19 protein-coding genes, 1 tRNA gene and 1 rRNA gene are annotated in these 21,626 nt (G+C 37.0%); 11 read left to right on the forward strand and 10 right to left on the reverse strand.

Annotated features, from left to right (window positions below; all coding sequences use genetic code 11):
• A 5S ribosomal RNA gene (gene rrf, locus H4J73_RS09265) occupies positions 1 to 115 on the forward strand.
• A 90-nt stretch (positions 116 to 205) separates the two neighbouring features.
• Positions 206 to 290, forward strand: a tRNA-Tyr gene (locus H4J73_RS09270).
• A 72-nt stretch (positions 291 to 362) separates the two neighbouring features.
• On the opposite strand, the gene H4J73_RS09275 is transcribed toward H4J73_RS09270, so the two are convergent.
• Positions 363 to 2,006, reverse strand: a complete 1,644-nt coding sequence (locus H4J73_RS09275) for a response regulator (protein ID WP_182223439.1) — start codon at positions 2,004 to 2,006, stop codon at positions 363 to 365.
• 213 nt (positions 2,007 to 2,219) lie between these two features.
• Here H4J73_RS09275 and H4J73_RS09280 point away from each other — a divergent pair, with 213 nt between their 5' ends.
• Positions 2,220 to 3,596 (forward strand): DEAD/DEAH box helicase, encoded by a 1,377-nt coding sequence (locus H4J73_RS09280; RefSeq protein ID WP_182223440.1) that lies wholly within the window; start codon positions 2,220 to 2,222, stop codon positions 3,594 to 3,596.
• A 27-nt stretch (positions 3,597 to 3,623) separates the two neighbouring features.
• Here H4J73_RS09280 and H4J73_RS09285 read toward each other — a convergent pair whose 3' ends face one another.
• The gene (locus H4J73_RS09285; RefSeq protein WP_182223441.1) at positions 3,624 to 4,070 is read right to left on the reverse strand and encodes a YaiI/YqxD family protein; all 447 of its coding nucleotides are present in this window, start codon (positions 4,068 to 4,070) and stop codon (positions 3,624 to 3,626) included.
• A 166-nt stretch (positions 4,071 to 4,236) separates the two neighbouring features.
• On the opposite strand from H4J73_RS09285, the gene H4J73_RS09290 reads away from it, so the two are divergent.
• Genes H4J73_RS09290 through H4J73_RS09300 form a run of 3 tightly spaced genes read left to right on the forward strand, consistent with a single transcriptional unit; the run spans position 4,237 to position 6,416 of the window.
• Positions 4,237 to 4,713 (forward strand): acyl-CoA thioesterase, encoded by a 477-nt coding sequence (locus H4J73_RS09290; RefSeq protein ID WP_182180304.1) that lies wholly within the window; start codon positions 4,237 to 4,239, stop codon positions 4,711 to 4,713.
• A gap of 37 nt (positions 4,714 to 4,750) precedes the next feature.
• Complete coding sequence (locus tag H4J73_RS09295) at positions 4,751 to 5,158, forward strand: DUF2750 domain-containing protein (protein ID WP_182223481.1); 408 nt, start codon at positions 4,751 to 4,753, stop codon at positions 5,156 to 5,158.
• Positions 5,159 to 5,162: 4 nt separating this feature from the next.
• On the forward strand, positions 5,163 to 6,416 hold the full coding sequence (locus H4J73_RS09300) for a DEAD/DEAH box helicase (protein ID WP_182223442.1): 1,254 nt from the start codon (positions 5,163 to 5,165) through the stop codon (positions 6,414 to 6,416).
• Positions 6,417 to 6,443: 27 nt separating this feature from the next.
• Here H4J73_RS09300 and H4J73_RS09305 read toward each other — a convergent pair whose 3' ends face one another.
• The 7 genes from H4J73_RS09305 to H4J73_RS09335 all read right to left on the reverse strand — a co-directional run bounded on the left by H4J73_RS09305 (position 6,444) and on the right by H4J73_RS09335 (position 14,895).
• Positions 6,444 to 7,718, reverse strand: a complete 1,275-nt coding sequence (locus H4J73_RS09305) for a PAS domain-containing sensor histidine kinase (RefSeq protein ID WP_182223443.1) — start codon at positions 7,716 to 7,718, stop codon at positions 6,444 to 6,446.
• 24 nt (positions 7,719 to 7,742) lie between these two features.
• Positions 7,743 to 9,125, reverse strand: coding sequence for a sigma-54 dependent transcriptional regulator (locus H4J73_RS09310; RefSeq protein ID WP_220460056.1), 1,383 nt, complete (start codon positions 9,123 to 9,125; stop codon positions 7,743 to 7,745).
• A gap of 136 nt (positions 9,126 to 9,261) precedes the next feature.
• The gene (locus H4J73_RS09315; RefSeq protein ID WP_182180310.1) at positions 9,262 to 11,718 is read right to left on the reverse strand and encodes an FtsX-like permease family protein; all 2,457 of its coding nucleotides are present in this window, start codon (positions 11,716 to 11,718) and stop codon (positions 9,262 to 9,264) included.
• On the reverse strand, positions 11,715 to 12,446 hold the full coding sequence (locus tag H4J73_RS09320) for an ABC transporter ATP-binding protein (protein ID WP_182180312.1): 732 nt from the start codon (positions 12,444 to 12,446) through the stop codon (positions 11,715 to 11,717). The genes H4J73_RS09315 and H4J73_RS09320 overlap by 4 nt, the downstream gene beginning before the upstream one ends.
• A gap of 66 nt (positions 12,447 to 12,512) precedes the next feature.
• Positions 12,513 to 13,751 (reverse strand): efflux RND transporter periplasmic adaptor subunit, encoded by a 1,239-nt coding sequence (locus H4J73_RS09325; protein ID WP_182223444.1) that lies wholly within the window; start codon positions 13,749 to 13,751, stop codon positions 12,513 to 12,515.
• 211 nt (positions 13,752 to 13,962) lie between these two features.
• Positions 13,963 to 14,613 carry a thiol:disulfide interchange protein DsbA/DsbL gene (locus tag H4J73_RS09330; RefSeq protein WP_182180316.1) on the reverse strand — a complete coding sequence of 217 codons (651 nt, stop codon included), beginning with the start codon at positions 14,611 to 14,613 and terminating at the stop codon, positions 13,963 to 13,965.
• A gap of 117 nt (positions 14,614 to 14,730) precedes the next feature.
• A complete protein-coding gene (locus H4J73_RS09335) occupies positions 14,731 to 14,895 on the reverse strand; it encodes a hypothetical protein (RefSeq protein WP_182223445.1) in 165 nt (54 codons plus the stop codon).
• 110 nt (positions 14,896 to 15,005) lie between these two features.
• Between H4J73_RS09335 and H4J73_RS09340 the strand changes: the two genes are divergently transcribed.
• From H4J73_RS09340 to H4J73_RS09355, 4 genes are all read left to right on the forward strand, one after another.
• A complete protein-coding gene (locus tag H4J73_RS09340) occupies positions 15,006 to 15,932 on the forward strand; it encodes a LysR substrate-binding domain-containing protein (RefSeq protein ID WP_182223446.1) in 927 nt (308 codons plus the stop codon).
• 38 nt (positions 15,933 to 15,970) lie between these two features.
• Entirely contained in the window at positions 15,971 to 17,371 is a 1,401-nt protein-coding gene (locus tag H4J73_RS09345; protein ID WP_182223447.1) for a sigma-54 dependent transcriptional regulator, read from the forward strand.
• On the forward strand, positions 17,352 to 18,653 hold the full coding sequence (locus tag H4J73_RS09350) for a PAS domain-containing sensor histidine kinase (RefSeq protein WP_182180324.1): 1,302 nt from the start codon (positions 17,352 to 17,354) through the stop codon (positions 18,651 to 18,653). Before H4J73_RS09345 ends, H4J73_RS09350 begins: the two co-directional genes overlap by 20 nt.
• 176 nt (positions 18,654 to 18,829) lie before the next feature.
• A complete protein-coding gene (locus tag H4J73_RS09355; protein ID WP_182170509.1) occupies positions 18,830 to 19,300 on the forward strand; it encodes a cytochrome c in 471 nt (156 codons plus the stop codon).
• A 136-nt stretch (positions 19,301 to 19,436) separates the two neighbouring features.
• Here the strand turns inward: H4J73_RS09355 and H4J73_RS09360 are convergent, their stop codons facing one another.
• Positions 19,437 to 20,129: a cytochrome b/b6 domain-containing protein gene (locus tag H4J73_RS09360; RefSeq protein WP_220460666.1), complete on the reverse strand. Its 693-nt coding sequence runs from the start codon at positions 20,127 to 20,129 to the stop codon at positions 19,437 to 19,439.
• 235 nt (positions 20,130 to 20,364) lie between these two features.
• Here H4J73_RS09360 and H4J73_RS09365 point away from each other — a divergent pair, with 235 nt between their 5' ends.
• Entirely contained in the window at positions 20,365 to 21,612 is a 1,248-nt protein-coding gene (locus H4J73_RS09365) for an HlyD family efflux transporter periplasmic adaptor subunit (protein WP_182180326.1), read from the forward strand.
• Positions 21,613 to 21,626 lie beyond the last annotated feature (14 nt).

The following is a 21,626-nucleotide window of genomic DNA, read 5'->3' on the forward strand; positions in this document are numbered from 1 at the left end:
TCTAGCGACAATAGCACTGTGGCACCACCTGATCCCATTCCGAACTCAGAAGTGAAACGCAGTAGCGCCGATGGTAGTGTGGGAGTTCCCATGTGAGAGTAGGACATTGCTAGGCGCCTATTAAGTTTGATAGTGATCACTTATAGTGGCATTGTTAAGCGGCTGTTTAAGACATACCAACTCTATGTTGATATGTCGGCCCCGTGGAGGGGTTCCCGAGTGGCCAAAGGGACCAGATTGTAAATCTGATGGCTCAGCCTTCGGTGGTTCGAATCCACCTCCCTCCACCACTTCTTTCCTTATTAATAGCACCCAAAAAATTCATAAATAGTTATTCATACATTAATACCACTTCATTAATATTATTTATCCTCTGCTAAATCTTTCTTTATACTTATATATTTATCATTTAGTTTCATAAATCGTTTATACGACTCACTGTCTGATCTTAACTTACTAAACTCTTTAATTAACTCTTCTGCGAGTACTAAGTCACTATTACGTTCATTATTTGCATCAAATGAAACCAGTAATACCTGCAAAAGGTTGAGCTTGATCCCAATGTGATTAGGGAAATGTACTAAGGCTTTGTTCAACTTATCAATTGCCAAGCTATAATGATTAGCTCTATATAGGTTATTACCAACTTCCAAAGCATTTTGAGCGGCAATTTTGTCACTTTCACGTAAAGGCTTACCTAACAGAGCGGCTATTTGTGAGAGTAGCTCGGTATTGTCTGGGTTAGCTTGAGCTAGTTCATTAAGTAAGTTCTGTGCATAAGCTGCTCTTTGCAATGCGATTAGTGATTTCGCAATAGCAATAGTCCCTGATGTCGATAATTGGTATTTAAATCTACTTAATAGACGTTCTGCATCCTTAAGGTTTTCTTTAGCGAGTTGAGTTTCATTTGCCTTATGATGTAACCTTGCCGTTAATAATTGGCTATGGATTTTTAACTCAGCAGAGCTAAAATCTTTCACCATATCTGTAAGCGCTTTAAAGCCTTTATTATTTAATTTACGTACTTGAAATGTACTTAGGTTTTCTGCGTATTCAAGCAAGGCTTCGACAAAAAGTAATGCATTTTCAGGCTTTTTATGAACAGAGTGGTAGGCCAACTCATTGGTTTTAGAGAGAGCATATGTTGCTTTATCAAAGTTCTCGTTACTAACACATAAATCAGCATAATTTTTTAATCGTAATACAGAACGTGGTGATATCAATAAGGCTTTTTCTAGAACATCTTCAGCTAAATTAGGTTGCTGTGTTAATTTATAAGCTTTAGCCAACCAGTCGTAAGCTGATAAATAAAGCGGATTACTATCAACAACAGCACTGAAATAATGTATCGCTAAGTCGAAGTCGTTTTCAACTAAGGCTATTTTACCTAAGCCAATTGCTGCCCATTGACAATTAGGAGCACCGAGGTAAGCATCGTAAATCTCTCTTGCTTGATCAAATTGTGCTAATTCAAAATGTTGTCGTGACTTTATTCCTAAACATTCTGTTTTATATGTAGAATTTTGTGTAATTAATCGTTCACAAAGCAATAAGACCTTTTGAAAATTATCTGCATCCATCGCTTTATAAATGTTGAGCATTGCGTCTTTTTTTTGAAAACACCTTGACAATCGGGTACTTAGGTCATTGAGGGTATAAGGCTTTGCTAAATACTCATCAGGTTTATGCTCCAGTGCTGCTAGCACCATCGCTTGAGATACCTCTGCAGTGATCATTACTATCGTACAATGGCGTGATATCATTTGCCTAGCACGTAATTCTTCAAGAATTTGCTGGCCATTTTTTTTATCTTCACCCAGATCATAGCCTAACAAAATCACATCGAACTTTATCTCATCGCATAGAGACATAATTTCAGGCGCATGATGACTGCTATCAACCTTCATTGCACCTAAACTATATGCGAATATCTTTAATGTATTGCGCGATTGTTCAATATTGTCGACAACGAGAAAGTGCTTGTTGCCGTAATCAATATTAGTCATAAATTCCCTTTCAAAGTCTCATTACCACAGTGACTTTTAACGGAAAACAGAGGGCTTGTCTAGTTTTGTCAGTAACTAATATTAAATATTTGTATTTTAATAAAATTCAACGGTCAATACGACGACTCGTAATTGCACTTAACATAGCTATACTGTATTCTGCAACGCCGCTGTACATTGGCTAACTTCCACTTTTTATAAAGAGATTTATCTATGGGTTTTACCTCGTTGGGCTTATCTGCCCCGATTCAAAAAGCGATTGCTGAGAAGGGTTATACCGAACCATCTCCAATTCAAGCACAAGCTATTCCTGCCGTATTAAGTGGGCAAGATGTTATGGCTGCTGCACAAACGGGAACAGGAAAAACAGCAGGATTCACTCTACCAATTTTGGAACGCTTATCCGGTGGAAACAAACCACAAGCTAATCAAGTTCGTACCCTTATTTTAACGCCTACACGAGAGCTCGCTGCGCAAATATACGAGAATGTGGAAATGTACGGTAAGTATTTACCTTTAACGGCCACTGTTGTTTTTGGTGGTGTTAAAATTAATCCGCAAATGATGCGTTTACGCCAAGGTGTCGATATATTGGTAGCAACGCCAGGTCGTCTTCTTGATCTTTATAATCAGAAAGCGGTTAGTTTTAAACAACTTGAAATACTCGTACTCGATGAAGCGGATAGAATGCTAGATATGGGCTTTTTACGTGATATTAAAAAAGTTTTATCGGTATTACCAAAACAACGCCAGAACCTTTTATTTTCAGCAACCTTTTCAGAAGATATCCGTGATTTAGCACGTGGATTAGTAAATAACCCTGTAGAGATCTCAGTTAGCCCAAGAAACACCACGGCAGAGAAAGTTGCACAGGTAATATATCCGGTTGATAAAAAACAAAAAGCTGGACTATTAACCGCATTAATAAAAGATAATGGTTGGCAACAAGTTTTAGTGTTTATGAAAACTAAACATGGAGCGAATAAATTAACGAAGCAACTAGAAGCTGAAGGTATAAAAGCTGCAGCAATTCATGGCAATAAAAGCCAAGGGGCTAGAACAAAAGCCTTAGCCAATTTTAAAGACGGCACAGTGAATGTTCTAGTTGCCACAGATATTGCGGCACGTGGTATTGATATTGACCAATTACCACAAGTTGTTAACTTTGAATTACCTAATGTAGCAGAAGACTATGTTCACCGAATCGGTAGAACAGGTCGAGCAGGTGCCAGCGGTAAAGCTGTTTCTTTAGTATGCTCAGATGAAATTGATTTATTAAATGATGTAGAACACCTTATACAAACTCATATTCCTCGTGAAGTTATCGAAGGATTTGAACCTTTTAATGTTTTATTGGAGTCACGTCCGCTAAGACCTTTGAAAGCAAATAAACCTAAAAAGGCTAAATTCGAACATCATGACGGACAGCGTTCTGCAGACAATGCCCGAGGCCATAAGCCACAAAGTAAAAATCCTCGTCATAGAAATGATAGTAACGCGAATAAAGATTCAAATGCAGGTGGCCGTCGTAAAAATCCAGCAAGTAACGGCCCTAAAAATAGTAGCGACCCGTACTCAGCTTCACGCTAATTAATAAACGAAGGCTCTTAATGAGCCTTAGATTCTTTTAGCTAATAATTTATCAAGGTTATTTGCAAAGGCTTGTCTGTCACCTTGACTAATTGGTGGTACGCCACCCGTTTGAATGCCGCTAGAGCGCAACGTATCCATAAAGTCGCGCATGTTGAGTCTTTGCCTAATATTACTTTCGGTATAAAGTTCACCTCTAGGGTTTAGAGCCAAACAACCTTTTTCTACGACTTCTGCCGCTAACGGGATATCTGCAGTGATCACTAAGTCATGTGCAGTACAGCGTTTAACAATTTCATTATCAGCCACATCAAAACCTGAACTTACTTGTACAAAGGAAATAAACTTGGACGGTGGCATTTTTAGAAAATGATTGGCAACTAAAATAGTTTCAATTTTTGCACGGTCAGCCGCACGAAATAAGATATCTTTAATTACCGCAGGACAAGCGTCGGCATCGACCCAAATTTTCATTATATTCCTCTTAGATTTATTGATTGCGATTGTTTGGCGGATATATTTCTATTTTAATATCATGATTGTTGGTATACCTAGTAGAATATACAACGGTAAAATTTTAAATTGAAAGGGTATCCATCCACAAGGATAACCCATTAATATCTTTTAAGAGAGTTAAAGCATGAACAAACCACAAAGAGACATCACCCTTAGATTTTTAGCCGAACCACAAGATGTAAATTTTGGTGGTAAAGTTCACGGTGGGGCGGTAATGAAATGGATCGATTTAGCTGCTTATGCTTGTTCAGCTGGTTGGAGTGGTCGCTATTGTGTAACTGCTTATGCGGGTGGTATACGTTTTATTGCTCCGATTCATGTTGGTAGCTTAGTTGAAGTTGAGGCTAAGGTGATCTACACCGGTAATTCATCAATGCATATTGCATTAGAAGTTAATGCCTGTGATCCAAAGTTCCTTAATCGTACATTAACCACCCATTGCATTGTTATAATGGTAGCAGTGGACGAGAACGGTAAGTCTGAAAAAATACCAACGTGGATCCCAGAGTCACCAGAAGATATTAAACAACATGAGTCAGCGATAAAGTTGATGGAAATGCGCAAACTCATTGGCGAAGAAATGCAAATTTTTGTGGAATAGTCATGCTACCTAATACAAAATCTGATAGGAATATTTTATAGTGCAAGCTCTAGACGAACAACAAATCAAACTCGTTTTAAATTACGATGATGCTCAACGAGCAAATTACTTTCTGAAAGAAGTTGTCGCAAATGATGAAATTTGGATATTAAAAGACGAGCACGGCTGTGTGATGCTTAATACCGAAGATGAAGATTGCGTACCTGTCTGGCCAAATAAAGAATTTGCGCAAGCTTGGGCCACAGATGAATGGCAAGAATGTCAGGCAGAAGCTATTTCATTAAGTAAATGGTTTAGTCGTTGGTCACATGGGCTAGTAGAAGATGAGTTAGCTTTAATCGTTTTTCCAAGCCAAAATGAACAAGGGTTAGTTTTCTATCCTGAAGAACTTGAACAAGAACTAAAAAAAAAACAGAAAAATCAATCAGCCAAAGGTGAGCGTTAATTACATGAGTTTTACTTCTTTAGCATTAGACAAAAGCTTAACCGATGCTGTTAACGCTCTCGGTTATACCGAAGCCACCCCCATTCAGCAAAAGGCTATTCCTGTTATCTTAGCAGGAAAAGACATTATGGCTGGAGCACAAACGGGGACAGGTAAAACAGCCGCGTTTGCTTTACCTATTTTACAAAAGTTAATGACTGAACTCCCTGAAAAACGTCCAGTTCGCGCTTTAGTCTTAACGCCAACACGTGAACTTGCACAACAGGTCTATAAAAGCTTTGTCAGTTACGCAGAGAATACTGCGCTCAATATTGCCGTCGTTTATGGTGGGGTTAGTATTAATCCACAAATTACCGCGTTGAATAAAGGCGCAGATGTCTTAGTCGCAACCCCTGGACGATTGCTTGACCATATTATTAATGGCTCTTTAGCGTTAACGGAACTGGAATGTTTAGTCTTTGATGAAGCTGACCGTATGTTAGATATGGGCTTTAAAGACGAGATTGACCGTATCTTAAATCGGGTACCACTTAAGCGCCAAACCCTCTTGTTTTCAGCAACTTTCGACGATGCTATTTTTAAACTCAGTAAAAATTTATTAACCGATCCTGAGTTAATTGAAGTTAGCGAGCGAAATGCTGCGGCGGCAAGAGTAGAGCAAATTCTTTATACCGTTGATAGTGATCGAAAGCGTGAATTAACCTCATTTTTAATCGGTTCAAAGAATTGGAAACAAGTCCTTATTTTCACCCGTACTAAGGTAACGGCTGATGCATTAGCGAAAGAAATGTGTAAAGACGGTATTAAAACGCAATCGATTCATGGTGATAAATCTCAAGGCGCAAGAGAAAAAGCCTTAGCAGAATTTAAAGAAGGAAAAACCCGTGCTCTAGTGGCTACTGATGTAGCCTCACGTGGCTTAGATATTGCTGACTTAAATTATGTCATTAACTACGAATTGCCTTATATCGCAGAAGACTATATTCATCGCATCGGTCGAACGGGTCGAGCAGGTAATGAAGGTTTAGCTGTGTCATTAATGAGCCCTAGTGAAGAATGGTTACTAGAAGCGGTTGAAAAAGTACTTGATACGCGCTTATTACAGCAATGGTATCCTGGTTATGAACCTGACTTAACTAAAACAGAAAAGCCGGCAAGAAAAGGTGGGCAGAAACAGCGAGATAGAAAAAAAGCGTTAGGTCAAAGTGCACGCTCGAAAAAACGAACAAGCACAGAAAGTAAATATGGGCGCCGTTAAACTTATCTTTGTCAGCTAAGCTAAATACTAACTGACAATGGGCCAACTCATTAATATGCTAGCGCCAACAATGGCGCTTTTATTTTGTCTGTTCTCGACACTAAGCTGGCCAAAGTGATTTTTTATAATTTCAGCACATAACGATAGACCTATGCCAGATCCTCCAGGTTTAGTGGTATAAAAAGGGGTTAATACATTGTTGAGATTAGCAAAACCTGGCCCGTTATCTTCAACTTCAATTATTTGTTGCTCTTGTTTATAAAATGCTTTTATGACTATTTTAGTTTGGATATTTTCACTTGCTTCTTGAGCATTCTTCACTAAATTTATAATCACCTGAGCTATTTGTTCTTCATCGCCGAAGCATTGTTGATTACCTTGGAATTCAATAAGACAAAGCTGCTCATTAACTAATAATTTCGTTTCATCAATAATTTCACTTAAATCAAACCACTCAAGCCTAGGTAATGGAAGTTGAGTTAATTTGCTGTATTCACTAATAAAAGACAATAATCGATTACTACGTTTATGGATACGAGAAAGTACTAAACGGGTTTGTTGCTCATCTAATTCATCAGCAGATAATAAAGTATCTGTCATAGAAGCCATGGGGGTTAACGAGTTACGTAATTCATGCCCTAAAACACGAATTAAGTTTTGCTGAGTTACGCTGCTATTTTTATTTAATAATTGAGAAATGTTGATAGCAGAAAAAAGCCAATGATCTTGGTTCTCTTGCTTGTATTGAATACTTTGACACTGCCATTGTTGATCAAATTTGGGGTGAGTTAACTGTCCATTTTGATGTTTAAAACCTAAGTCGCTTGCAAAACTTCCTACTAGCATAGGTTGTTGGATCTGTTCATTCATTGCTGTATTACGATAGGTGAGTTGTAGGTTTTCGTCGAACAAGCATACAGGTACAGACCAAGCATCGAGAATGTGATTTAATAAATTGTCTAAGCTTTGATGATTACGTGATTTGGTCAAATTTACTTGAGCTAATCCGGTAATTTCTTTTTGTAAAGCAAGCAGTAAATTATCGGGATGTTGTTGTTTAAAGCGAAGGTTCTGTTCACCCTCCTTAAGTATTTGGGTGAAAGTAGTCAGTTGCCTAATGGTTTGGCACCAAAATGAATAACAACGCCATGCTACCCAGATTAATGGGTAGGCAAGTGCAAATAATAATGTGGCTATACCGAGCAAGCTCCAACCTAAAGTTAAGGTGAGTGCGGCAACCAAACTTATTATTAATAAAACTACAAAACTTAGCGCGATGACTAAGTTTTTTTCATTGCTCACTTAACCGTACCTGCTTTCATATGCTTACTCTTTAGAGATGTTTTCATTATTAGCAAATTTTTCTAAGCGTCGATAAAGCGCATTACGCGAAATATCCAAAATTTTAGCAGCTTCAATAACGTTACCTTGTGTAACCGTCATCGCCTTGTCGATAAGCTGCTGCTCGGCTACTTCTAACGGTTGTAGAACGATATGATTTTGTTCATTTTGTGGAACTTCAAGTAATAACTGTAAATCGGTTATTTCATTACTGGTTGCCATTAATACGGCTCGTTCAATAACGTGACTCAATTCGCGTATATTACCCGGCCAGTTATGTCGATTAAGTTTAGTTAAAGCAGAGTCAGATAAGGTTATGGGATCCTTCTGATATTTTTTACAAAACGTATTAATAAAGTTTACTGTTAATAGCGCCATGTCAGCAAGGCGTTCTCGCAAAGGTGGTAAGGTGATTACGAACGTATTTAATCGGTAAAGTAAGTCTTGTCGAAAGCCACCTTCGGTAACCAAATAGTGTAAATTTGCATTGGTTGCGCTGATCAAACGAACATTAGCACTTTGTGTTTGGCTTGAACCTACTATTTCATATTGACCCGTTTCTAAAACGCGTAATAACTTAGGCTGTAAAATAAGGGGTAAAGAGCCGATTTCATCAAAAAACAAACTGCCTTGATCTGCTAATTGAAAACGGCCAATTCTATTTTGTTTCGCATCAGTAAATGCACCTTTTTGATGACCGAATAATTCACTTTCAAATAAATTTTCAGGTATCGCTGCCATGTTAACTGAAATTAAGGGGGCATTATGACGTGTTGAAAGTTGATGAATACGTTCTGCCAGAAGCGACTTTCCTGTACCGTTCTCACCTAAAATAAGTACATTGGCATCGGTCGGAGCTATTTGCTTAACTAGTTGCTCGATGGCAATCATAGCAGGTGATTGGCAAATCCATGTCGATGGCGTTTTATTTTCTACTGCTGAATTTAATAAAGCACGATAGCCTTGATTTTCTTGCTGAAGTTTAGCCACATTAAGCTGCTGGTGAATGTTATTGAGGAGCTTCTCTTTTTGCCATGGTTTTTCAATAAAATCGCACGCACCTTGTTTTAAACCCTTAACGGCAAGTTCAATACTACCCCACGCGGTCATTAAAATAACGGGAATTTTATTTTTATGGAGTTGAGTGAGAATTTCTAAACCTTCTTTTCCGCTGGTGGTATCACGGTTAAAGTTCATGTCTAATAAAATTAAATCAGGCTTTTGTCGTTCTGCTTGAATAATCACTTCTTTAGGATTTTCGGCTTCAATGATACGAAAGCCATTCGCTTGTAATAGTAACGTTAGGGCTAACCTAATATCTTCATCATCATCGGCGATGAGAATCGTGGCATTATTTTTATAATCCAACAAAAAATCCTTAACTATTTATATTGTTAATGTTGAGGCAGTAATAGATATAAACAAAGTGAGGAACTCTTGGTCAACCCTCACTTAACTTTATCAATTTACCTCATGATAACGTAATTTTAAGTATGAAAAAATATTACTCTTCACGTAATGCTTGCATCGGGTCAGCACTTATTACGCGCCAAGCAGGAATAATGACAGACAAAAGCACAATAAAAATTAAACCTACATCTAATATCGACATAGCGACGCCATTAAATTCAGGTAACATTGTTAGGTGCTTTTGAAGTTGCTCATAACCAAAAACTGAAAATGCAAAGCCTAGCCCTAAACCCAATACCAACATCCACAAAGCATCTTTTAAAATAAAGCGCACTAATAGTGATTGTTTCGCGCCCGTTGCCATGCGAACGGCTAATTCATACTTACGATGGTTTGTTGTCATTTGAGTCAAACCTGCAACACCAATAGCGGCAAGAAGCAAAGTAAGTAAAGTTACTGTGATAATTATCCATAAGCTGATTCGGTGGGTTTGGGTCATTTTTGCCCAAGTATCATTTAACGAGGTAACTTCTATATTTTTAAATAAAGGAAACTGTTTTTTGAATTTATCTTCTAACATGGCCGTTGTTAGTTCTTTGCCTTTTGGCATCATAACCGTGTAAGCTAAAAAGCTAATGGTACTAGCTCTATTTTTATAGATAGCAGGAAGTTGGTGTTGCTTTAAATTTCCGGGCTGGCTTCTTAATGTAGGCACAACTCCTTGAATAGTTAGTGTCTGTGATACCTTAAGTTTTTTACCTATCACTTCATCGTATGATAGCGTTGGATACATTAATTTTGCCATGGCAGTATCTATAATCGCTACAGATTCTGCATTGTCCATTTGTTTCTTTGAAATGTCCTTTCCAGCAATAAAATCTATATTAAATGCTGAAAAATAATTCTCATTGGCGTATTTATATTCATAGGAAAAACTAATGTTTTCATCATCATCCTTAAAAGTATGAATCGTGGTTGAACCACTAAGTGGTCCCGATGTAGGAACAATAACTTTACTGCCACTTACTGTACTCTCAATAAAATTAATCATAGCAATGGTGTCATTACTTAATGAATTATCTGTGTTGTCATTTTTTGTAAAGCCGCCATCAATAGGAAGCATGGTAATTTCATAACTATTTCCTAGTGAATAACCTAAATCACCATAAATTTCTTGGTAGCTTTGTAGTGCTAACATCACGCTAGAGGTTAATAAAATTGAAGCTAAAGATAATTGTAATACCATTAAGGTTTTACTTAATGTTTCATTACTCTGTGCTTGAATACCTTTACCACTGCTATTTAGATTTTCTACATGGGAATGCTTATTAACATCTATAGTTGCGAGTAAACTAAAAATTAGTGTCAATAACATTACAATTAATAAAGCGGCGATCACCGTTGGAAAATCAAGGCTTATGGTTGTTAATAAAGGTAAGTTATTGCCTGCTAATATCGGTAGTAACTTGATTATCCAGCCTGCAGATAATAGTCCCACAATGGCTGCTAGAATGAAACAAGGAAGGTTCTCTAAAAAAATTAATAATCTTAGCTTATCTATGCTGGCGCCCAAACTTAATTGAATGGCAAATTCTTTACTACGTGCTTGATAATGAGCAATAAATAAGTTTAATAAATTAAGAGTAGCCATCAACAATAAACCAATAACGGCAATGGTTAAAGTCATAACAAGTGATGCTGCTGAGCCAAGTATATGCTTTCGATAGCTATTGTTTTTAACGTCTAATTTAAAATCGTTACTGAACATTTTAAATGTGGTTGCTTTTTCTGCAGTAAAATTAGCTTCCACATATTGTTTACTCCATTCTCTAATATCTGCTTCAGTTAACTTTCTTTCGGTGTTCTTTTGTAAAACAAAAATATTTCCTAAACTGCCATTAAGATTGCCTGATTCAGGAGTTGATATTGCATGCGCTAAATTTTCTATCTGCCATATTTGATTTAAGTTAACTACGCTGGTACTTTTTATTGCTGATACGTCTTCAATAATTCCGGCAATCGTATAGTTGTTTTCTTGCAGTTGAATTGTTTGACCTAAAGCTGATTCACTACCTGAAAATGCACTTTGCCAAAAACTATTTGAGATCCAGACGAAGCGATCAGGTGAATTAATCGTAACGTCTTGGCCTTTTATGAGTTTTGTTCCTAGTACCTTGAGAATATTACTTGATGCTAAATTTTTATTTACATCGAATTGGATATTATCGACGGAAACTTTTACTTGCTGAGTGGACAGACTTGCCCATTCACCCAGATCAGAAAAATCATCATTAAAATGTGCAAGACGTTTCATTTCAAAAAAGGGCAAAATAAACTGCTCACTGAAAGGAACACTTACGGAATAAGCTTGAAGTTTCTTTTCATTAGCAACACCCTGCAAGGGTTTAAGTAATAAGGTAGATGAAATCGCGATTACCGTTAACACCGCACCAAGTGTTAGCCCTAAGGTTAGAATAAGCGGTACACTTAAACGAGGTAAAGAAAATACCCGTCCGATGCCGCTATAGAAAGCTTTACTGACTAAGCTCATGCAACCCCCTGTAATTCTCTATTTTTTTCGGCATGGTTTGGGTTGTTTGTATTTGCTTGCGAAACAATTTGTCCATCAAGTAGCTGAATTTGGCGACTTGCACAACGTGCATAGCGAGAATCATGGGTTACCATTACAATAGTAGAACCTGCTTTATTCAGTGTTTCTAATAAAGCCATAACTTGGTCACCATTTTTACTATCTAGGTTACCGGTGGGCTCATCCACTAAAATTAAATCAGGTTTCCCAACTAACGCACGAGCGATGGCAATACGTTGTTGTTGACCACCTGATAACTGATTAGGTCGATAACTTTGACGGTGTGCCATATCAACTTGCGCTAATACTTCTTCAACACGTTGCTTAATTTCTGCCTTTTTTACTTTCCTGTGTTCAAGTGGCAAAGCGACATTTTCAAAAACGGTCAAACTGTCGATTAAATTAAATGATTGAAATACATAGCCAATATGCTGGTTTCTTATTTGTGTTCTCTGGTCAACTTTCAAACCTTGGGTATTAATATCTGCTATTATATATTCACCTTCGCTGGCGTTATCCATTAACCCCATAATTGATAACAATGTTGATTTTCCGCAACCAGAAGGTCCGGTAATAGCAACAAACTCACCTTGATGAATATCTAAAGACACACCTTGTAGTGCATGCGTTTCAATTTGTTTGCTATCGAAACGTTTATGAACGTTATTCATGTTAACTATAGTTTTCATTATTATTTCCTTATTTTTATGATTGTTTTAATGACTACATTTTTATAATAAATACTTAGAATTACGTTAATAAGTAAGGGTTAATTCTTTGAATCTTTCATAATGGCGAGTATCACTGCTAATAATTTCATCGCCAATAATTAACCCTCCAATTATCATCAATTTGTTTTGAGAAAGTTCTCCGAAAACAACTTCTCGTTGCACAACAGTATTTTTGTTAGTTTTTACGAATACACTTTGTTTTGAACGTGGGCGAAGACCCGATGTTTGCTTGATAAAAGTGGCATTGGTTTCGTGTTTTACAAATACTTGTGCAGACACTGACAAAGAGGGGCGTGCGTTCGAAGTCAGTTCGCTGTCAATTACCGCCTCAGCTAATACAGAGCCATTCGTTACAATACTTTCAATACGGCTTATATGTGCTTTGACTGAGCCTTTTTGAGTGTTAATCGTGACGAGGGCACCAATATCAATTTGATCTGCTAACTGTTGAGGCAAGCGTAAACGCGCGATTAACGCTAAATCACTACCTACTTTCGCAAGTGATTGGCCCAACTGAACACTTTGGCCTAATTCAACTTCTAAACTTTGTAATGAACCGGAAATCCCACCTTTTACATGCATGTCTTCAAGTTGTTTTTCTAATAAAACCACTTGAGATTCTTGCTGAGTAATCGTGATATCGCGTTGGGTTAATTGGTATCCTTGCATTTCAACAAATTGTATTAATTTTTCATTTTCAAACTTTAATCGCTTGGTTTGTTGTTTCACTGATAATTTAGCGCGTTGCAAATCTATTTGTGAGGAAACGCCTAAATCCATTAAGTTTTCATTAACAGAGAGTTCAAGCTGAGCTTTTTCAATTTCGGCCTCAATATCAGCGATACGACCTTGATAATTTAAGCGCAGACTTTGTTGCTCATATTTAAAGGCTTCACGTTGCGCTTGTTGTTGTGCTAACAAGCCTTTAGCTTGGTTAACTTCTTGCTCAAGTTTAGGGTTTGTTAATAATAGTATGATAGTTTCAGTTGTTATTTTTGTCCCTGGGCGAACTAAAATCTCAGCGACTTTACCCATTGCTGGCGCCGTGAGTAAACGCTCTTTGGCAGAATAAAACTCACCATAAGCATTTGTGTAAACATCAATAGCACCTTGCTCAACTGCTTGAAAAGTTAACGTGCCATAAGCTACTTCTTTGATCGCTTTACTACTCACAGCGAAAGCAGCATAACCAATAAGTGCAATAAATAAACTAAAGGCTAACCATTTTTTCCAAGGTTTTTGTTTTAATAATTTTATTTCCATTGAACGTCTATTGCTATAAGTATAAAGTTGAATAGTGTAATGGAAGAGTTGTGCCAATAATTAAATTGTATATATATCAATTGAATATGTATTTTAATTTAATACAGAGGTGAGTAACTGTTCGTTTTTGATAGGCGTATGTTCGGAAATGTAAAATCTATTAAGTTCACCTTAATAGATTTTTATAATGGAGAAGGTAAATAATTGACCATTAAAGCGTAAAGAGGTGAGCAACTAATGCGGTGTAATCAGCGAAAAAGTTTTTATCATCTAATGCTTTTGAATTTATCACATACTTGCCATTAACAACCATCGTAGGTACCCCCGTTAAATAGCGAGCTTTTGATAACTTATCTTGCGTTTGTTTATTACGCTTAGCTTCGCTAACAATACTAAAGCTTTTCATGCCTTTATCAAACTTAGCGCCATTACCACCACTTAATATAAAAATCTCACGAATATCTTGTTCTGTCTCTATTGTTGATCGATCCGTTTGTAAATATTTAAAAACAGCAGGTGAAAACTTTTTAGCTATCGCTGTTTTTTCAGCAATGATAAGTGACTTACTCAACATAAATTGAATATCAGGCGTTGTTTGTCGCATAAAATCCACATGGGTTTTTTCTAGCTTTACCCCTTCAGGCAATACTTTTTCGAATTCAGTTAAGTAAGGTTCGTAAGCGCGACACGCAGGACAGTAATAAGAGAAGTATTCACGCAGCTCGGGTTTGTTAGTGCCTTGTGCGGAAATAACGGTATAGTGCTTACCTTCTTCAAATTTACTGTCTTGTGCTGCAACCGCTGTCGCAGCGAATAAGGTCAAGGCGATGAATCCGCCAAATAGTGTTTTAAGAGCTTTCATGGTTATCCTCAGAGAATCATTTATTAATTTTTATTGTTGCGAGTATAGACCAAAGTAAAAAACGTTGGTTCATCGTAAAATGTAAAAGTTTATTACGAAACTTTTTATCGAAAGCCATTATTTAAAATGAATTAACAAACATAAGTTTAAATTATTTGAAATGATAGCTAAACGTTGTTGAAGTTTAATTGTTTTATTTTTTAATATATTACTCTTTTCATCAGTAAATGGTTTGTTTATTTCATTATTATCAGTGGTTAATGTTTTTTGTGGCTTTTCCATTATCTATCCTTATTTGTGGGTGTAAGACTATTTTGTCAAAACAAAAAATGACAAACCAACGATATAAACTTACACTTAATATAAGTAAAACTTATGGGCAATAAGTAAAAATGGATCAACGACTCAAGTATTTAAATGCAATGCGTACCTTTGAAAGTGCTGCTCGGCATAAAAGTTATAGTCAAGCGGCAGAAGAGTTGTTTGTTTCTCAAGCGGCGGTTAGCCAACAAATGCGGCAATTGGAAAATGTTCTATCCATAAAGTTATTTGTTCGTACGGGTCGTAAAATGTTGTTAACGCCAAGTGGCGAGACCTTGTATGAGTCGACACATCAAGCGCTTAATATCTTGATAAAAGGGCTTAACAGTATTCAACATGAAGATATTGCTGGCGATTTAACGATTACGTCAACACAAGCATTTTGTTCTTTATGGTTAATGCCTCGTTTATATAAATTTTCTCAAGTACATCCGGATATTAATGTACGTATATTAGGCTCAAATCAAAAAGAAGATTTACAACAAAAACATATCGATGTGGCGATACGCTTTGGTGTTAACAAACAAGTGTTCAACGCTGACAACCTCGTCATGGAAGATTTTGGTGAAGACGTTGTTTATCCTGTTTGCTCCCCAAAATTATTACAACACATGTGGCTTCAAAGCCCCAAAGACCTCCTAGACTGCACCTTAGTTAGCTTAGCTAATGAACAGGTAGTTACTTGGGATAAATGGTTTGAACATGCAGGCGTCAAAGGCTTTGAAAACATGACTAAGAAAACTGAAGTTACCTCGAGCGACATGGCCTTAAATGCGGTATTAAGCGGTCATGGCGTAACGTTGGCTGCTAGTGCAATGTTTTCGCAATATATCCCTACAAAACAATTGGTTGTGCCTTTTAAAATTAAGCATCCAGTGATTTGGAAGCGCTATATAGCCTATGATCCTAATTCAGCGAAGCGCAAACGTATTCAGGTTTTTATTGACTGGGTGCGCGCCGAGATGGCAAGCTCATCACCGAAAGTATTATTAAGATAATTTTGCTTTCGTTACATTTATCTAAGGAATATTAGTAGATGCCCTGTATTTTAGTTATTGATGACCGTCCTGATATCCGTCTAAGTTTAGCGGTATTGTTAGAAGATCACCACTACACCGTTATTGAAGCCGACAACCCTCAAATTGCACAAGTGAAATTAAAAAATCATGCTATATCCTTGATATTGCTTGATATGAACTATCAACTAGACACGACATCTGGTGAAGAAGGTTTAGCTTTTCTTACCTGGTTACAAAACTCTTCACTTGCACATACACCAACAATAGCAATGACCGCTTGGTCAAACACCGACCTAGTCGTAAAAGCAATGAACTTAGGTGCTAACGATTTTATTGAAAAGCCTTGGCGTAATAAACATTTATTACATACTGTGGCACAGCAGCTCGACCTCTTAAATCTTTCAAGTCAAAATAAAAAATTAAAACAACAACTTATCAATGAAAATTGTGACGATTATGTCTGGCAATCACCGGTTATGACGCAATTATTGAAAAAAGTAAAAGCGGTGGCAAATACTGATGTCAGTATTTTATTAACCGGTGACAATGGCACAGGTAAAAGCGAACTTGCTCGTTTTATTCATCAAGAATCACCGCGTAATAATGAAGCTTTTATTGCTGTCAATATGGGCGCTATCAGCGAGTCACTGTTTGAAAGCGAGATGTTTGGCCATAAAAAAGGCGCTTTTACTGATGCCAAACAAAACCGTATTGGGCGTTTTGAACTTGCTGAAAATGGCACTTTATTTTTGGATGAAATCGCCAATATTCCACTTTCCCAACAAGCTAAACTACTCCGTGTATTAGAAAATGGAGAATACGAAACCCTTGGGTCAAGCCTGACAAAAAAGACAAATACTCGTATAATATCAGCTACTAATGGTAACTTCACTCAGTTACTAAGTACTGAGTTATTTAGAGAAGATTTATATTACCGTCTTAATACGATTGAATTTAGAGTACCGTCGTTAAAAGAACGCACGGAAGATATTTTATTGTTAGCGCAATTCTTTGTTGATAAATTCACTAAAAAATATCAACGGTCTGCTCGCTCTATATCGCACGGTGCACAGCAAGCTATGCTTGATTACCATTGGCCAGGGAATGTGAGGGAAATGAGCCATTTAGTTGAACGAGCAGTATTGTTAGCTGAACATGAACAGTTATTGGCAGAAGATTTGCACATTAGAAATATCAGTCCCATGGGGGCAGTCGAAAAATCAGCCAACAATGCGCTTCAAAATAATGAGCAGAGTAATCAATTACCATTAATGACATTGGCTGAAGCGGAAGTTGCTATGGTTAAATTAGCGCTCAATAAAAGCGCAGGAAATGTACCTCAAGCGGCGTTATTGCTGGGTTTAACAAAAGCGTCGATGTATCGACGTGTGGAGAAATATGGCCTTACTAAAAACTAATTCTCTAGAAAGCTTTATACAAAAAAAACTTGCCATACTATGTACCGTTATTTTGTTGTTAAGTGGTTGTATTTCATGGCTTTTAACGATAAAGTGGCAGTGGATCGTTATTATTGAATTAGTGCTTTTTACGATTTGTTTTGGCTTTACGTTGTCAATAAAGCAGCGCGTGATGCGATCTTTTACCCGTGCTTCTTTACATTTAGATGCCATTACTCAGGAAGATTATAACCAATTTGGAAAATCAACTTTCCCAAAGGGTAAAGTTAGTGAATTCCATCAGCAATTGAAACAACTGAGTGAAAAGTTACAAACACAAAAGTCTCATTATGATCAGCAGGCTTTTCTGGTTTATCAATTGATCTCGCAATTAGACACACCAGTTTTAATATTTAATGAAAAACAGCAGCTTACGCTTGGTAACGAAGCGTTTTATTATCTATTTAAGCAACCATGGCAAATGTTTCGTCACGCCACTGCCGATTTATTGGGTTTACATTACAATGATGGACACTGGAAGTTCATAGAACAAGCGAAACAAAATCGCTGGCAAATACGTCACAGTGAATTTATAGATGACGGTGAAAACCATCAACTGCTGCTTTTTATTGATATTGAACCCGCATTACGAGAAAGCCAATTAAATGCCTGGCAACAAATCATTCGCGTACTCGGCCATGAGATCCGTAATTCATTAACACCGGTATCTTCAATGGCAGAGACGCTAGCAGATAAAGCAAGCAACGAAAGAGACAAAATGGTACTTGGTGTGATTACCGAGCGTTGTTTGCATTTACAATCTTTTGTGAACCGTTATTCGTCGTTATCACAAAAACTACAAATAAACTGCCAGTGGTTGTCTGTAGAGCATGTTATTAGGTCTGTTTCAGGTTTGTTCACTGATATAAACATTACCCTCAACGCACGTGTTAATGAATTTTGGGCAGATGGCGAATTTATAGAACAAATTTTTATTAACTTATTTAAAAATGCTAAAGAGGCAGGCGCCACTGAAATAGCGGTTAGCCTTACTTTAGAAGATCAATATTACATTATTGAAATTACCGACGATGGCCATGGATTCTCTAACATGAACAACTTATTTGTTCCGCTCTATTCAACTAAACCACAAGGCCAAGGAATAGGGTTAAGCTTTTGTCGTAATATCATTGAACAGCATCATGGGGTAATGGAACTGCATAATAATAACGAGAGTGATCAACCGCAACAAGGCGTTACCGTAATGATGATACTACCTAAACCCAACATCAATAGGAGCTAGCAGTGGGTTCAATTATGAACTAGGCGCTAGTTCGAAAATGAACTTTTGTTTATTTGAGTAAATTGAACCGATGAAACTGTTTGTAACAATATGTTGATTTGTAAATAATATTTATTGTCATTTAATAGAGAAGTTTTGCTATAGTGATAAAAATTACCATAAGGACAATAAATAAAATGAAATTATTTACAAAAGTAGTAGCCGCGAGTATTTTTACTGTATTAGCGACAGGTGCAATCGCTAACTCAGCAAGCTCTTTAAAACATGCAGAAAAAGCGACTGACTTACGCCAATCAATATTTAGTTTATTGGGCAGCAACATGGGTCCTTTAGGCGGTATGGCTAAAGGAAAAATTGAATTTGACGCGGAAAAAGTATCAACGCATGCTTTACGCATTAATCAATTATCACTGATGATCGCAGATTATACCCGCACGAACACTTCGGCACATAAAGTGAAGACTGAAGCACTCGACAAAATTTGGGAACAACCTGACGCATTTTCAAAACGTATTGACGATTTAACACAAGCATCGGCTAATTTGCAAAAAGCAGCTTTAAGCGGAGATGAAAGTCTTATTAAAAAAGCGATTGGTGGTGTAGGTAAAACCTGCGGCGGTTGTCATGATGACTTTAAAGCAGAATAGTGCTTAACCCGCCACCATTTAAACGACTTTGGTACTTTGAAGTCTGATGGTTTCGGGTTTAATTAACATAAATTCATAAGTGATTTCAGCGGTGTAAAACAGCCTGTAATCACCTATTGTTAAAATAAAAAAGGTATTAGTAGTAATATTCTTCTATAACAGGTGCATTCAGCACAACCAGCCAATAAACAAAACCCACAGCCACTATTACCATTAAAAGCGCAATCGATAACTTAGAGTGTTTGATTACATTTTTCTTATCAACTTTAGCGGCAAGCTTTTTTCCTGTGATCATCGGGAGTATTATCGACTGTTTTTTTACTCGCTCATAATAGGCTATTGCCAATAGGTGCATAGCAATGGCTGCAATCATAAAATCAAAGACATTGTGATGTAAAAACATCATAACTTGTTCTACTTCTTTATTAACACTATCGTAGTAAGGTCCAGAAGAAAATACATCGTCATTGATAAACAAGCCACTTATTGCCTGTAAACTGATGAGAAAAATCATCAAAAAAACCATCAAACTACCTAACGGATTATGACCACTACTATCTTTAACTTGATTGTTTTTTAGATCCTTAATGTAGTTAATAAGGCCCTTAGGTGTTGGAAAAAAAGATCTAAACTGCGAGTGTTTAGTGCCAACGAATCCCCACAAAACTCTGAAAACAAGTAAACCTAAAGCGAAATAGCCAAGTTTCATATGAATATCAATCAAATTATTGTCTTGATCAGAAGTGTACCAAGAGGCAATAACGGTACAGGCAAATAGCCAATGAAAAAGTCGTAAAGGTAAATCCCAAATAAGAACATGTTTCAGCAAGAGTCTATCCCAAATAGATATAAAGTATTAATTGTAATGGCTACAAATTATGAAGTAAAAAGGAATCACCGAATTATCTTGTACCAATAACGAAATTTTTTTAGTTCATTATTGAACTAGTACGAAAGTAGGGGTGCCGATTTAATGTTTCGTATTGATTTATAAGAAAAATATTATTGGCACGAAATTAGCTATATATATAGAAAGACGGTTAAGCAGCAACCAAGAGAATAATGTGGATATTTTAAAACAAAAGCCTAAAAAGACATTGCTCAATAACAAAGGAGTAATAGCAACGATCGCCGTTGTTATTGTTATTATATTGGTAAGTTATGCGAAAGCGTCACTTAATAATGTCAGCCTAGCGAGAAAAGATCTGTTACTCGCAACAGTCAAACAAGGAGATATAGACGTTACCGTGGAAGGATACGGCAAGTTAACCTCAGATAAGTTGCAATTAATTACCACACTCACCAAAGCAACGGTTGAAGAAATCGTATTAAAACCTGGCGCGACCGTTACCAAAGAAAGCGTAATCGTAAAATTAGCGAACCCAGAACTGCAGCAACAAGTGCAAAGTGCTGAATATTCAGTAGCTGAGTTAAGAGCTAACTTACGCCAACTAAAATTAAACCAAAGACGCGAAACACTCACCGAAAAGTCAAATTATTTAGAACTTGTATCACAGCATAAAGGGGCTCGTTTGACGTTAACCGCACAAAATAAATTGGTAAAAAGCGGTATTGTCAAACAAATAGACTATCAAGAAAGCATATTGCGTGAAGATCAGTTAAAAGAACGAATTGAAATTTTTAAAGAACGTAATGAACAGCTTAAAGAAGTGCATAAAGAGGCGATAAATATACAACTAGAACGTATTAAGCAAGTCGAACAAAGACTAACCATCGCTAAAGACCGGAAAAATAAATTAGTGGTAAAGGCCGGTTTTGACGGTGTGCTACAACGTTTATCTGTAAATTTAGGGCAAAGCTTGTCTCCAGGGCAAGAAGTCGCCCTAATTGGTAGTGTTACTGAATTAATTGCGTTGATCCGCGTGCCACAAAACCAAGTGCAATTAGTTAACATTGGTCAGAACGTTATCGTTGATACCCGACAAGAACTCATTAAGGGGAAAGTTAAGCGCATTGACCCTATTGTTGACCAAAACACCGTCGAGGTGGAGATATCATTCCCTGGGGAACTCCCTAAAAGTGCAAGGCCAGAACAAAGTATTGATGCGGTGATCACGGCTAAAGTGCTGAAAAACATTTACTACATCGACCGACCTGCCAATGTGCAAGCGCAGAGTGAAACTGCGCTGTACCGGCTTAATGAAGGAATGTCCGAAGCTAAAAGAGTCGACATAAGTTTTGGAGAAAAAACGGGACGATTTATTGAAATAAGTGCGGGAGCCAACTTGGGCGACCAATTTATTATTTCAGATTTAAGTAACTATAAAACAGCAAAAATCTCGATTCTATAATTGAGTCATAAAAT

The sequence above is a fragment of the Colwellia sp. MB3u-41 genome (genome assembly GCF_014076845.1).
GTDB lineage: Bacteria > Pseudomonadota > Gammaproteobacteria > Enterobacterales > Alteromonadaceae > Colwellia_A.